The organism is Verrucosispora sp. SN26_14.1 (genome assembly GCF_004307965.1).
In the GTDB taxonomy this organism is placed as follows: domain Bacteria; phylum Actinomycetota; class Actinomycetes; order Mycobacteriales; family Micromonosporaceae; genus Micromonospora.
Window position 1 is genome coordinate 1 of record NZ_SISL01000137.1, and the last position, 13,365, is coordinate 13,365.

The 13,365-nt window shown below is 71.3% G+C and carries 13 protein-coding genes; 12 read left to right on the plus strand and 1 reads right to left on the minus strand.

Features of this window, described 5'->3' with window-relative positions; genetic code table 11:
- The first annotated feature begins 6 nt into the window (after positions 1-6).
- Complete coding sequence (locus EYA84_RS14530) at positions 7-918, plus strand: M15 family metallopeptidase (RefSeq protein ID WP_236145767.1); 912 nt, start codon at positions 7-9, stop codon at positions 916-918.
- Here the strand turns inward: EYA84_RS14530 and EYA84_RS14535 are convergent.
- Positions 896-1,717, minus strand: coding sequence for a helix-turn-helix domain-containing protein (locus EYA84_RS14535; protein WP_131053577.1), 822 nt, complete (start codon positions 1,715-1,717; stop codon positions 896-898). The two genes, EYA84_RS14530 and EYA84_RS14535, sit on opposite strands and share 23 nt — an antisense overlap.
- Positions 1,718-1,849: 132 nt before the next feature.
- Between EYA84_RS14535 and EYA84_RS14540 the strand changes: the two genes are divergently transcribed.
- From EYA84_RS14540 to EYA84_RS14590, 11 genes are all read left to right on the plus strand, one after another.
- Positions 1,850-2,218 (plus strand): nuclear transport factor 2 family protein, encoded by a 369-nt coding sequence (locus EYA84_RS14540; RefSeq protein WP_131053578.1) that lies wholly within the window; start codon positions 1,850-1,852, stop codon positions 2,216-2,218.
- A 211-nt stretch (positions 2,219-2,429) separates the two neighbouring features.
- Positions 2,430-3,359: an ion transporter gene (locus EYA84_RS14545; protein ID WP_236145764.1), complete on the plus strand. Its 930-nt coding sequence runs from the start codon at positions 2,430-2,432 to the stop codon at positions 3,357-3,359.
- Positions 3,360-3,561: 202 nt separating this feature from the next.
- Positions 3,562-6,384 carry a Na+/H+ antiporter subunit A gene (locus EYA84_RS14550; RefSeq protein ID WP_131053579.1) on the plus strand — a complete coding sequence of 941 codons (2,823 nt, stop codon included), beginning with the start codon at positions 3,562-3,564 and terminating at the stop codon, positions 6,382-6,384.
- On the plus strand, positions 6,381-6,854 hold the full coding sequence (locus tag EYA84_RS14555) for a Na(+)/H(+) antiporter subunit C (RefSeq protein WP_131053580.1): 474 nt from the start codon (positions 6,381-6,383) through the stop codon (positions 6,852-6,854). Before EYA84_RS14550 ends, EYA84_RS14555 begins: the two co-directional genes overlap by 4 nt.
- Positions 6,851-8,425, plus strand: a complete 1,575-nt coding sequence (locus EYA84_RS14560) for a Na+/H+ antiporter subunit D (protein ID WP_131053581.1) — start codon at positions 6,851-6,853, stop codon at positions 8,423-8,425. The genes EYA84_RS14555 and EYA84_RS14560 overlap by 4 nt, the downstream gene beginning before the upstream one ends.
- Positions 8,426-8,436: 11 nt before the next feature.
- Positions 8,437-9,051, plus strand: coding sequence for a Na+/H+ antiporter subunit E (locus tag EYA84_RS14565; protein ID WP_131053582.1), 615 nt, complete (start codon positions 8,437-8,439; stop codon positions 9,049-9,051).
- Positions 9,048-9,311: a monovalent cation/H+ antiporter complex subunit F gene (locus EYA84_RS14570; RefSeq protein WP_131053583.1), complete on the plus strand. Its 264-nt coding sequence runs from the start codon at positions 9,048-9,050 to the stop codon at positions 9,309-9,311. Before EYA84_RS14565 ends, EYA84_RS14570 begins: the two co-directional genes overlap by 4 nt.
- Positions 9,308-9,685: a monovalent cation/H(+) antiporter subunit G gene (gene mnhG / locus EYA84_RS14575; RefSeq protein WP_131053584.1), complete on the plus strand. Its 378-nt coding sequence runs from the start codon at positions 9,308-9,310 to the stop codon at positions 9,683-9,685. The genes EYA84_RS14570 and mnhG overlap by 4 nt, the downstream gene beginning before the upstream one ends.
- Before the next feature lie 399 nt (positions 9,686-10,084).
- Complete coding sequence (locus tag EYA84_RS14580) at positions 10,085-11,284, plus strand: RtcB family protein (protein ID WP_131053585.1); 1,200 nt, start codon at positions 10,085-10,087, stop codon at positions 11,282-11,284.
- A 136-nt stretch (positions 11,285-11,420) separates the two neighbouring features.
- Positions 11,421-12,647: a glycosyltransferase 87 family protein gene (locus EYA84_RS14585; RefSeq protein ID WP_236145765.1), complete on the plus strand. Its 1,227-nt coding sequence runs from the start codon at positions 11,421-11,423 to the stop codon at positions 12,645-12,647.
- The coding region (locus tag EYA84_RS14590) for a glycosyltransferase family A protein (protein WP_236145766.1) at positions 12,644-13,365 on the plus strand (722 nt) is incomplete at its 3' end. The genes EYA84_RS14585 and EYA84_RS14590, both read left to right, overlap by 4 nt.

Below are 13,365 nucleotides of genomic sequence, written 5' to 3' on the forward strand. Positions count from 1 at the left end.
CCCGGCATCGCCGCCGCGCCGCCCACCGTGGCCGCCCGGCCCGCTGAACCCGCCCGGTCCGCGTCGACGGCACACCGGGCGACCGGTCCGGCCCGGTGCCGGCTCGGTCGGTGGGCGGTCGTCCCGACGGCCGTGGTGGGACTGGTCGCGGGGCTGGGCGGGTGCGGGCGGAACGCGCCGACGCCCGAGCCGTCCCGCACGCCACCGCCGGCGTCGGCACCGGCGCGGCCGGGCCTGGTGGTCCTGTCCGACCTGGACGGACGCATCCTCACCGACATCCGCTACGCCACCGCGCACAACTTCGTCGGTCGCCCGGTCGACGGCTACCAGGAGCCGCTCTGCCTGCTCACCGCGGCGGCCGCGCGGGCGTTGCGCCGGGTGCAGGACGCCGCCCTGGCCACCGGTCACCGCCTCAAGGTGTACGACTGCTATCGCCCGCAGCGTGCCGTGGACGACTTCGTGGCCTGGGGCGCCGACCCGGGGCGGCAGGAGACCAAGGCGGAATTCTATCCCCGGGTGGCCAAGTCCGCGCTGTTCGACCGGGGCTACCTCGGTGCCCCCACGTCGCACAGCCGGGGCAGCACGGTCGACCTCACGCTGGTCGAGGAGCCGCGGCCCGAACGGTCCGGGCCCGCCCCGGGTCGGCCCCCGGCCGCCTGCACCGACCCGTACGGCCGGCGCTTCACCGACGGCAGCGTGGACATGGGGACGGGCTTCGACTGCTTCGACCCGCTGTCGCACACCGACTCGACGGCGGTCGGCGCCACCGCACAGGCGAACCGGCGGTTGTTGCGGGACCTGATGACCGACGGCGGTTTCGTCGGTTACGACCGGGAGTGGTGGCACTTCCGCTACCGCGACGAGCCCTGGCCGGACACCTACTTCGACCTGCCGGTCACCCGCTCGTCGGCGGACTGAGCGGGGCGAGGTCGCGCAGCGCCTCGGCGGTGGCCGGGTCGGCGGGGAAGAACGCCTCCACGGCCAGCCCGGAGACCGTCACGTCCAGCGGCGTGCCGAAGAGCGTCGTGGTGCTGAAGAACGAGAGTTCGCCGTCGTCGTGCCGGAAACGCAGCGGGACGGCGACCCGTGCGGCGAGGTCACCGACCGGCTCGGCGGGTCCCTCGCCGCCGGGGTAGCCGCGCAGCTCGTCGTGCAGCGCGGTCAGCACCGGGTCGCTGGTCGTCTGGGCCTGGTGGCGTAGTCGCCTGAGCAGATGGGCGCGCCACTGCGCGAGGTTGAGGATGCGCGGTGCCATGCCGTCGGGGTGCAGGCTGAGCCGCAACACGTTGACCGGCGGGGTGAGCAGGTCGGGATGGGCGTCGGCGGTGAACAGGTCGATCGTGGGGTTGGCCTCGAGGAGGTGCCAGTGCCGGTCGACGAGCACGGCCGGGTACGGGTGGTGCCCGTCGAGGATCCGGCGGACGGCGGTGCGGACCGGGGCCAGTTCCGGGTCGGCCAGGTCGTGCGCGGGAAAGGCGGGCGCGTACCCGCCGGCCAGCAGCATCACGTTGCGGGCGGCCAGCGGCAGGTCGAGCTGCTCACCGAGCCGCATGAGCAACTCCCGGCTCGGTCGGGAGCGGCCGGTCTCCACGAAGCTCAGGTGCCGGGTCGAGACTCCCGCCTCGATCGACAGGTCGAGCTGGCTCAGCCCGCGTACCCGCCGCCAGTCGCGCAGCAGCGTGCCGACCGGACGGCTCGGCGAGGTCACAGTGGTCACCTCGCCGACCCTAGTGAGGGCTGGTCGCCCGAACCATTACCCACGAGGTAATCGACACCGTGCGCGGCGGCCGGGAAACATCGGTCCCGGCACCGAGAGTCGGGCCGTGTGTGTGGCGACGAGGAGACGGGGATGGCTGTCGAGTTCGACGAGCTGGTCGAGCGGTACCTGGCGATCTGGAACGAGACCGACCCGGCACGGCGACGCCGGGAGATCGACGACCTGTTCGCCGCCGAGGGGCGTTACGTCGACCCGCTGGTGGTCGCGGAGGGGCGCGACGCCGTCGACGCGACGATCGCGGCGGTGCAGGACCGGTTCCCCGGGATGTCGTTCCGCGCGGTGGGTCCGGTCGACGGCCACCACCAGCAGGTCCGCTTCGCCTGGGAACTCGGCCCCGAGGGGGTCGAGGCGCCGATCGCCGGTTTCGACGTGGCGACCGTCGACGACGACGGACGCCTGACCCAGGTGCTGGGGTTCCTGGACCGCGTCCCGGTGGAATAGCTCCCGGACCGGCGACGGCCGGTCCGGAGTGGACGGGGGATGTCGCACCGGTGGGGGCACGCCGGTGCGACATCGCGCTCCGCAAAGGCCGGGCGGTCCGACCCACGGCGTCCCGTACGCTGTGGGCCATGACTGCCGTACGTCGATGTCGCCGTGACGCACGGTGGCCGGCCTCGCCGGTCCCAGACCTCCCGTCGGGGTCGGTCGCCGGGTGACTGTCACGCGTGTGCCGGTCCAGCGGGGTGGGCCGGTGGAGCTGCCGCCCGAATCCCGGCTCGCCCGCGCCTGCCACGAGATCGCCGCCTCGCGGTCGTTCGAGGTCACCATCGTCGCGGTGATCCTCGCCAACGGGGTGGTGCTCGGTCTGGAGACCTATCCCGATCTCGGCACGGCGGGCACCGCGCTGCACGGCGTCGAGTGGTTCTTCCGGACGGTCTTCGTGATCGAGATCGCCATCCGGCTGCTGGCCTACGGTCGCCGCCCGCAGGACTTCTTCCGGCACGGCTGGAACGTCTTCGACTTCCTGGTGATCGCGGCGATCTTCGTCCCGGGCCTGCATGGCGACTCGGCGCTGTTGCGGGTCGTCCGGGTGTTGCGGATGGTGCGGCTGGTGCGGTTCTCGCCCGGCCTGCGCATGATCGTCGCGGCGTTGTGGCGCAGCCTGCCCGGTATCGGCGGGTTTCTCGCGCTGGCGATGGTGACGCTCTACGTGTACGGCATGGCCGGATGGTTGATCTTCAAGGACGTCTACCCGGAGGAATACGGGGACATCGGGCGGTCGTTGTTGACACTGTTCGTGTTGCTCTCGTTGGAGACCCTGCCGGACCTGATCGAGCAGGGCATGGAGTTCTCGCCGTGGACCGTGCTCTACTACGTGAGCTTCGTGGTGATCACCGTCAACCTGCTGCTCAACATCCTCATCGCGGTCTTCGTCAACTCGATGGAGGAGGCGCGGCGGTTGGAGATGACCGAGGGGCTCGCCCCCGGCTACGACCAGGACGGTGACGGGGTGCCCGACGAGTTGGACCGGATCGCGATCAGCCAACGGCTGGACGACCTGCGCACTCTCATCGTCGAGTTGGAACGAGAACTTCGTATCGACCGGGATGACGGGCGACTCCGACGTGCGGGACGGGACTGAACGTCCGTTAAGGTGTGATCGGATCTCCTGGTGGGCCGCAGGTTTCACGCATGGGTCGGGTTGTGAACCGCACGTGAACTCGCACACGAGCCGGGGCGGTCTGTCAGGGTGACACACCTTTGATCCGGATCACGGCAGATGCGGATTGCGGTCCTTACCGGATAGGGTCGTCACACCGACGAATGATCTCTGGGGAGGGTGTGTGCTGGTACTGGTGGCGGTCCATGCGCTGACAGCTGTGATCGCCCCGGCGCTGGTGCGGACCTGGGGACGGCACGCCCTCTACCTGGTGGCACTGGTGCCTGGCGCGACGCTGGTGTGGGCGTTGACTCACACGAGCGGGGTCCGCTCCGGTGAGCCGGTGGTGGAGACCGTCTCCTGGGTGCCGCAGTTGGGGCTGGAACTCGCGCTACGGATGGGCACGCTGTCCTGGCTGATGGTCATCCTGGTCGGTGGGGTGGGCGCGTTGGTGCTGGCGTACAGCGCCCGCTACTTCCGCTCCGACGACCCGAGCCTGGGACGCTTCGCCGCCGTGTTCGTCGCCTTCGCCGGCGCGATGCTCGGCCTGGTCGTCTCCGACGACCTGCTGCTGCTCTACGTGTTCTGGGAGCTGACCACGGTCTTCTCCTACCTGCTGATCGGCTACGACCCCGCCAAGCGGGCCAGCCGACGGGCGGCCATGCAGGCGCTGCTGGTGACGACGCTGGGCGGCCTGGCGATGCTCGCCGGTTTCGTCATGCTCGGTCAGCACGCCGGCACCTACCGGTGGTCCGAGATCGCCGAGAACCTGCCCGGCGGCGGCTACCTCGCGGTGGCGGTGGTGCTGGTCCTGCTGGGCGCACTGAGCAAGTCGGCGATCTTCCCGTTCAGCTTCTGGCTGCCCGGCGCGATGGCGGCACCCACGCCGGTCAGCGCATACCTGCACGCCGCAGCGATGGTCAAAGCCGGTGTGTTCCTGGTCGCCCTGATGGGCCCGGCGGTCGCCGATGCCGGACCGTGGCGCCCGGTGCTCCTGGTCGCCGGTCTACTCACGATGTTCTTCGGCGGCTGGGCCGCGTTGCGCCAGACCGATCTCAAACTGCTGCTGGCCTACGGCACGGTCAGCCAGCTCGGCCTGCTGATGGTGATCCTCGGTGGCGGCACCCGGGACACCGCGCTGGCCGGAGTGGCGATGGTGCTGGCCCACGCCCTGTTCAAAGCGACCCTGTTCCTCACCGTCGGCGTCGTCGACCACATCACCGGCACCCGTGACCTGCGCGAACTCAGCGGACTCCGGCGCCGCGCACCCGCCCTGGCCGTGGTCGCCGGTCTCGCGGCCGCGTCGATGGCCGGCCTGCCCCCGATGGCCGGGTTCGTGGCCAAGGAGGCGGCGGTCGAGGCGCTGCTGCACGGCGGCACCGCGAACCTGGTCGTCCTCGCCGGGGTGATCCTCGGTTCGGTGCTGACCGTGGCGTACACCCTGCGGTTCATGTGGGGTGCCTTCGCCGACAAGCCCGACACCCCGGACACCGAGTCCACGCCGGTGTCCTGGTCGCTGCTCGCCCCGGCCGCCGTGCTGGCGGTCGCCGGTGTCACCGCCGGCCTGTTCGCCCCGGCGGTGGACCGCCTGCTCGCCCCGTACGCCGACCTCTACCGCTCCGCCGAGCCCGGCTACCACCTGGCGCTCTGGCACGGCCTGACCCCGGCGCTGGGTCTGTCGGTGCTGGCCATCGCCGCCGGCGCCGGCCTGTTCCACCTGATGCGGCGGGAACGGGTACGCGCGACGCTGCGCCTGCCGTTCGACGGCGCCAGCGTCTACAAGAAGGCCATCAGCGGCATCGACCGCCTGGCGGTCGAGCTGACCGGTGCCACCCAGCGTGGTTCGTTGCCGTTCTATCTCGGCGTGATCCTGGTGGTGCTGGTCGTCCTGCCCGGCGGCACCCTGATCGCCGGGAGCCCCTGGCCGCAGCGCTTCCACCTGTGGGACACGCCGTTGCAGGGGGTCGCCGCCGCCGTCGTCGTGGTCGCCGCCGTGATGGCCGCCCGCGCGCTGCGCCGGCTCACCGCGATGATCCTGGTCGGTGTCGCCGGCTACGGCATCGCGCTGTTGTTCGTCCTGCACGGTGCGCCCGACCTGGCGTTGACCCAGTTCCTGGTGGAGACCGTCACGATCGTGATGTTCGTGCTGGTGCTGCGCCGTCTGCCGGTGAAGTTCTCGGAACGGCCGATCCGTGCCAGCCGCCGGGGACGTGTCGTGCTCGGCATCGCCGTCGGTGCCGTCACCGCCGGCATGGCGTACGTCGCGACCGGCGCCCGCCAGGCCGTCCCCATCTCGGTGGACTTCCCCGACGAGGCGGTCTCCTACGGCGGCGGCAAGAACGTGGTCAACGTGACCCTGGTCGACATCCGGGCCTGGGACACCATGGGTGAGATCGCGGTGCTCGTGGTGGCCGCCACCGGCGTCGCGAGCCTGATCTTCCGTCATGCCCGGGACCTGGACCGGCGCGGTCAGATCCCCGGTGGGGACCCGACCGAGTCGACCCGGCCCCGCTGGCTGACCACGGGTGCCACCGCGCGTTCCCAGTCGGTCATCCTCCAGGTGGTCACCCGACTGCTGTTCCACGCCATCCTGCTGTTCTCCATCTACCTGCTGTTCAGCGGCCACAACGCCCCGGGCGGCGGTTTCGCCGCCGGTCTGGTCGCCGGCCTCGCCCTGGCCGTGCGCTACCTGGCCGGTGGGCGTACCGAGCTCAACGGCGCGGCACCGGTCGACGCCGGTGCGGTCCTCGGCGCCGGACTCTTCGTCGCGGTCGGCACGGGCGTGGCCGCGATGCTGCTCGGTGGGGAGTTCCTCCAGACCGCCCTGCTCGACTTCTATCTGCCGGTGCTGGGGCACATCCACTTCGTCACCTCGGCCTTCTTCGACGTCGGTGTCTTCCTGATCGTCGTCGGGCTGGTGCTGGACATCCTGCGCAGCCTGGGTGCCGAGATGGACCGCCAACACGAGACCGAGGACGCCGAGATCCGCGAGAAGGAGCTGGTGTGACACCCAACCTCACCTACGTCATCGTGGTGGGCGTCCTCGTCGCCGCGGGCGTGACGTTGCTGCTGGAGCGCAGCCTGACCCGGGTGCTGATGGGCGTCATCCTGCTCGGCAACGGCGCCAACATGCTGCTGCTCACCGGCGGGCGCGCCGGCACCGCGCCGATCGTCGGCGACAGCCCGCAGGAGGAGATGAGCGATCCGTTGCCGCAGGCGATGATCCTCACCGCCATCGTCATCACCCTGGGCATGACCGCCTTCCTGCTCGCCCTGGCCTACCGGAGTTGGCACCTCAACGGGCACGACGAGGTGCAGGACGACGTCGAGGACCGCCGGATCATGGATCTCGCGGAACGCGACGAGGGTCCGGGCGATGCCGACGCCGGCACCGGTGACGACGATGACGACGACGACGCGAACACCGAGACGGAGCGGTCCCGGACCGCCTCGGTCGACGCGGGGAGGGCCGGATGACCTACCTCGTTCCGCTGCCGGTGGTGATGCCGCTGCTCGGCGCGGCAATCACGCTGCTGCTGTTGGGCCGTCCACGTGCCCAGCGGTGGGTCAGCCTCACCGTGCTCACCGCCACCGTCGCGGTCGCCGCGATGCTGCTGGTCCGCTCCAGCATCGACGGTCCGCTCGTGGTGGAGGTCGGCGGCTGGGTCGCCCCGATGGGCATCGTGCTGGTCGCCGACCAGCTCGCCGCGCTGATGCTGGTGGTCTCCGCCTCGGTCACCCTCTGCGTGCTGGTCTACAGCATCGGGCAGGGTATGGCCGACGGCAACGAGGAGACGCCGCTGTCGGTCTACCACCCGACCTATCTGGTGCTGACCGCCGGTGTGTGCAACGCGTTCCTCTCCGGTGACCTGTTCAACCTCTACGTCGGATTCGAGATCCTGCTGGTCGCCAGCTACGTGCTGCTGACCCTGGGCAGCACCGAGACCCGGATCCGGGCCGGCACCACGTACGTCGTGGTCAGCCTGCTCTCCTCGGTGATCTTCCTGGTCGCCATCGGCCTGGTGTACTCCTCGACCGGTACGCTCAACCTGGCCCAGCTCGTGGACCGGCTGGACGCGCTGCCCGACGACATGCGCCTGCTGTTGCAGGGCATGCTGCTGCTCGCCTTCGGCATCAAGGCGGCGGTGTTCCCGCTGTCGGCCTGGCTGCCGGACAGCTATCCGACCGCCCCGGCCCCGGTCACCGCGGTCTTCGCCGGCCTGCTGACCAAGGTCGGTGTGTACGCGATCATCCGGACCGAGACGCTGCTGTTCCCCGGTGGCCGTACGGCCACCCTGCTCCTGGTGGTAGCGGTGTTGACCATGCTGGTCGGCATCCTCGGTGCGGTGGCGCAGTCCGACATCAAGCGGTTGTTGTCGTTCACCCTGATCAGCCACATCGGGTACATGCTGTTCGGCGTGGGGCTCACCTCGTCGCTGGGCCTCTCCGCGGCGATCTTCTACGTGGTGCACCACATCACCATCCAGACGACCCTGTTCCTCGCCGCCGGCCTCGTCGAACGTCGCGGCGGCAGCACCGCCATGGACCGCCTCGGCGGCCTGGCACGACTGTCGCCGGTGTTGGCCATCCTCTTCTTCGTGCCCGCGTTGAATCTCGCCGGCATCCCACCGTTCTCCGGTTTCCTCGGCAAGGTCGGCCTGGTGCAGGCGGGTATCGCCGACGGCGGCGTGCTGGCCTGGATCCTGGTCGCCGGCGGTCTGGTGACCAGCCTGCTCACCCTCTACGCGGTCGCCCGGGTCTGGAACCTCGCGTTCTGGCGGGCACCGCACCCGGACATGCCGGACGCCGGTGACGCCGACCGGGCCTCCCGCACCGAGGGTGCGATCCAGCCGCAGGTGAACACCACCGGCCAGAGCGGCGCCGTGCTGCCCGGTCTGATGATCGCGCCGACCGTCGCCCTGGTGGCGCTCGGGCTGGCGCTGACCGTGGTGGCCGGTCCGCTCTTCGACCTCAGCACCGACGCCGCCGACGACCTGCTGCGGCGGACACCCTACGTCGAGGCCGTCTTCCCAGGGGGTACGCCGTGAGCCCCGACCAGATGACCCCAGCCCCGCCGACCGACTCGCCGAACCCGCCACTGACCCGGGCGGCGCGACGCCGCAACCGCATCATCGCGGTGACCGTGCTGGTCGTCGTCTGGGTGCTCCTCTGGGGCCACTTCACTGTGGCGAACATCCTCAGCGGACTGGTGGTGGCCGCCATCGTCATCGCGGTCTTCCCACTGCCGCCGGTGACGTTCGCCGGTCGGCTCCACCCGGTGGGGATGCTGCGCTTCTGGGCGCGGTTCCTCAGTGACCTGGTGGTCGCCTCCATCCAGATCGCCTGGCTGGCGTTCCGCCCCGGGCACGTCCCGCGCAGCGCCATCATCGCGGTGCCACTCCGGGTGAACACCGATCTCAACCTCACCCTCACCGCCGAGGCGCTGTCGCTGGTGCCGGGGAGCCTGATCCTGGAGGCCGACCGGAACACCGGCACGCTGTTCGTCCACGTCATCAACGTGAACAGCATCGACGAGGTGGAACAGTTCCGGCGCGAGGTGCTGGCGCTCGAAGCCCGCATCATCGAGGCCATCGGCTCCGCCGACGAGCTGCGTCGCGTTCGCGAGAACCCCGATCCGACCCCACCGGCCGACCTGGAAGGGGCCGCGTCATGACCGTCGTCGCCGTGACCGTCACCGTGCTGCTCGCGGTGGCGGGCGGACTCACCCTGACCCGCATCATCCGTGGCCCGTCGATCCTCGACCGGGCCGTGGCCACCGATGTCCTGCTGGCCATCATCGTCGCCGGGATCGCCGCCGAGGCCGCCTACAGCCGCGACGCCACCGCACTGCCGGTGCTGGTGGTCCTCGCGGTCCTCGGCTTTGTCGGGTCGGTCAGCGTCGCCCGATTCGCCGCGCGGAGAAACACCAAATGAGCCTGGACGCCTTCTTCGACATCGTCGCCGCCGTCTGCCTGATCAGCGGCGCGCTGCTCAGCCTCGCCGCCGGGGTGGCGCTGGTGCGCTTCCCGGACCTGCTCACCCGGATGCACGCCGCGGCCAAGCCGCAGGTCCTCGGGCTGCTGCTGGTGCTGGTCGGCTGCGCGCTGCGGCTGCGGACCGGGGTGGACATCACCACCCTGGTGCTGGTCGGCGTCTTCCAACTGGCCACCGCGCCGGTGGCGGCGCACATGGTCGGCCGGGCCGCGTACCCGCACGACGACATCCGTACCGATCTGCTGCTCACCGACGAACTCGCCGACCACCTTGACCGGGTCGGCGGCGATCAGGGCGAAGGCGCGCGCGTCTGAGCGTCGCTCAATATCGTTTGCGGCCCACCGGCGGTGGTCCCTACTCTTCTCGGCATCAGGTCACATCGGACCGGAGCCGAGAGGAGTACGCCGTGTCGACAGACGTCAGACCGCAGGACGGTTGGCCGACCCGGGGTGAACCCTGTCGGCTCGGGAAATCGCCGGCGCTGACCGGCGCCCGCCGCCTTCCGCCTCGGGGCTCGGAGCGCCGCAGCTAGCGCGCGTCCGCCCGTTCGTCGAGGCCGCCCACCCGCCACGGGTCCGGGCGGCTTCGTCCTACCCACCTACTTCTCCACTCGTCGCGCCGGTGCCGGAGGGCACCGGTGGCGCACCCCTGCCCGGCGTCGGCCGTGGTCGGGCCGTGCCCGGGCGAGGAGCCACACACTTCGGGGGTACGTCATGGGATTCAGTCTGCTCGCGGGAACGCGGGCGCCGGTACGGGTCTGGACCGACCCGTACGCCATCGAGCCGCAGGCCGCACGGCAGCTGCGCAACATCGGGGCGCTGCCGTGGGTGCAGGGCGTCGCGGTGATGCCGGACGTGCACTTCGGCAAGGGCGCCACGGTCGGGTCGGTCATCGCCATGCGGCAGGCCGTGTCACCGGCCGCGGTCGGGGTCGACATCGGGTGCGGCATGTCGGCGGTCCGCAGCTCGCTGACCGCCGCCGACCTGCCCGACGACCTCGCCGGGCTGCGCCGGGCCATCGAGGACGCCATTCCGGTCGGCTTCGCCAAGCACGACGACCCGGTGGATCCGCGCCGGATCCGGGGCCTGGAGCAGCGCGGCTGGGACGACTTCTGGCGGGGCTTCGGTGACCTGGACCGGCGGGTGCAGCAGTTGGAGGCGCGGGCCCGGCGGCAGGTGGGCACGCTCGGCGGCGGCAACCACTTCATCGAGGTCTGTCTGGAGGAGGGCGGGACGGACCCGGGCCGGGTCTGGCTGATGCTGCACTCCGGCTCGCGCAACATCGGTAAGGAACTGGCCGAACGGCACATCGCGGTGGCCCGCCGGCTGCCGCACAACGCGGATCTGCCCGACCGGGACCTGGCGGTGTTCCTCTCCGGTACGCCGGAGATGGACGCCTACCGCCGGGACCTGTGGTGGGCGCAGGAGTACGCACGGCGCAACCGGGCCGTGATGCTCGCCGTGCTGATGAACCTGATGCGGGACCGGTTCCCGCAGGTCGGCTACGACGAGCCGATCAGCTGCCACCACAACTACGTGGCCGAGGAGCACTACGAGGGGGTGGACGTGTTGGTGACACGGAAGGGCGCGATCCGGGCGGGACGTGGCGAGCTGGGCATCATCCCCGGCTCGATGGGCACCGGTTCGTACATCGTGCGGGGCGGCGGGAACGACTGGGGGTACTGCTCCGCCTCGCACGGCGCGGGACGGCGGATGTCCCGGGCGCAGGCGAAGCGGACGTTCAGCACGGCCGACCTGGCGGCACAGACGGCGGGGGTGGAGTGCCGCAAGGACGCCGGGGTGGTCGACGAGATCCCCGGTGCGTACAAGGACATCACCGAGGTGATGGCGCAGCAGAAGGACCTGGTCGAGGTGGTCGCCCACCTCAAGCAGGTGGTCTGCGTCAAGGGCTGAGACGCCGGCCCGGCGTCCGCGGGGGGCGGACGCCGGGCCGGGGTTCACCTGCACCGTCGGTAATCCAGATCAGTTACAGAAACCGGTACCGCATCGATTGTTACCGTCGTCCCGCCGACGTCTGAAGGGGGATGCGGTGACGACCCTCTCGCCGACGACAGACTCCCGGCCGGCGCGCCGACTCGCCACGGTGCTGCCGGCCGCCGCGTTGCCGCTGCTCGCGGTGCTGGTGGCCGCCGCAGCGGTCGCCGTGCACCACGGCACGGGACGGTTCTGGGGCGACCTCGCCGTCTACCGGGCGGGCGCGGTCGCCGCCGCCGGTGGCGACGGCGCCCTCTACGACGTGATCCACCGGGGGACCGACGGCATCGACCTGGGCTTCACGTACCCGCCGTTCGCCGCGCTGCTGCTGCAACCGCTGGCGTACCTCGACGCCGCCACCGGCATCGGCCTCTGGACGCTGGCCACCGTCGCCGCCGTGGCGGCCGTGGTCCGGGTGACTCTGCGCGCCGCCGGGGCGGACACCGGACCCGGACCGGTCCTGCTGGGCACGGTCGCGGTGCTCCCGGTCTTCCCGGTGGCCGGGCACCTCCAGGTCGGTCAGGTGGGGCTCTTCCTGGCGCTGCTGGTGCTGCTAGACCTGACCGGCGATCCGGACCGCCGCTGGCGCGGCCTCGGTGTCGGCGTCGCGGCCGGGATCAAACTCACCCCGCTGCTGTTCGTGGTCTACCTGCTCTGCCTGCGTCGCTGGCGGGCCGCCGGAGTGGCGCTGGCCGCGTTCGCCGCCACCGTCGGGCTCGGGCTGGCCTGGCGGCCAGCCGACTCGGTCCGGTTCTGGGGCGGCGGCCTGTTCGACACCGCCCGGGTCACCGGTGATCCCCGGACCGTGTTGAACCAGTCGCTGCACGGCGCGCTGGCCCGGATCGGCGACACCGCCGACGTCCGGGCGGTCTGGCTGCCGCTGGCGGCACTGACGGCGGTGGCCGGACTGGTCGTCGCGGTCCGATGCGTCCGCGCCGGTCACGAACTCCTCGGAGTGCTGGCCGCTGCGACCACCGGCCTGCTCGTCTCGCCGATCTCCTGGCACCACCACTGGATCTGGTGCGTACCGGCCCTGGTGCTGCTGGCGGTGCGCGGCCGGCGGAACCGGTACGCGGTCGCCGTCGCGGTGCTGCTCTGGACCGCGCTGGTGGCCAGCGCCGCCTGGACGGTGATCGGGCTGCGTGGCGTCGACCTGCACTTCCGTGACTGGCAACTGCTGCACAGCAACCTGTACGTGCTCGTCGGGTACGCGGCGTTGGGCTGGCTGGCGTGGCGGCCGGACGGTGCCCGCTCCGACGGCGGGGAGGGGTGGCACCGGTGAGGGTGTCGGTGGTGGTGCCCAACTACAACAAGGAGCGAACCCTCGGCGACTGCCTGTCGGCGGTGTACGCGCAGACCGTTGCGCCGGCCGAGGTGATCGTGGTGGACGACGCCAGCACCGACCGGTCCCGGCGGATCGCCGCCGGATTCGGCTGCACCGTGCTGGCTCTGCCGGTGAACGGGGGAGTGTCGGCGGCCCGCAACGCCGGTGCCGCCCGGGCCACCGGTGACGTGCTGCTCTTCGTCGACTCGGACGTCGCCCTTGCCCCCGGCACGCTGGCCGCGGCGGTGCGGGTACTGCGGGAGCATCCGGACTGCGGCGTGGTGCAGGGCATCTACGACCTGCGCCCGCTCCACGACGACGGGCCGGTCGAGGCGTACAAGACACTGTTCGAGCACTTCTGGCGACGCCGGGCCACCGGGGTCACGTCCACCACCATGTTCGCGCTGACGGCCGTGCCGAAAGACGTCTTCGAGCTGGTCGGTGGCTTCGACGAACGGCTGCGTGACGCCGAGGACGTGGAGTTCGGCACCCGGCTGCCGGCGCGCTACGAGATCCGGGTCAGTGCCGAGATGGTCGGCCGCCACGACGACGTGGACCGGCTCCGGCCGTACCTGTCGGAACTGTTCCGCCGCGCGGTGACGTACGCCGACGCGGTCGTCGCCGCCCGCTGGGAGCCTGGCTCGTATACACATCTCCGAGCCCACGAGACTAGCTC

Bases quoted from the DNA above. Each gene is read 5' to 3' on its own strand.
- mnhG (WP_131053584.1), top strand. From the start codon at position 9,308: ATGAGCCTGGACGCCTTCTTCGACATCGTCGCCGCCGTCTGCCTGATC.
- EYA84_RS14560 (WP_131053581.1), top strand. From the start codon at position 6,851: ATGACCTACCTCGTTCCGCTGCCGGTGGTGATGCCGCTGCTCGGCGCG.
- EYA84_RS14565 (WP_131053582.1), top strand. From the start codon at position 8,437: ATGACCCCAGCCCCGCCGACCGACTCGCCGAACCCGCCACTGACCCGG.
- EYA84_RS14570 (WP_131053583.1), top strand. From the start codon at position 9,048: ATGACCGTCGTCGCCGTGACCGTCACCGTGCTGCTCGCGGTGGCGGGC.
- EYA84_RS14580 (WP_131053585.1), top strand. From the start codon at position 10,085: ATGGGATTCAGTCTGCTCGCGGGAACGCGGGCGCCGGTACGGGTCTGG.
- EYA84_RS14540 (WP_131053578.1), top strand. From the start codon at position 1,850: ATGGCTGTCGAGTTCGACGAGCTGGTCGAGCGGTACCTGGCGATCTGG.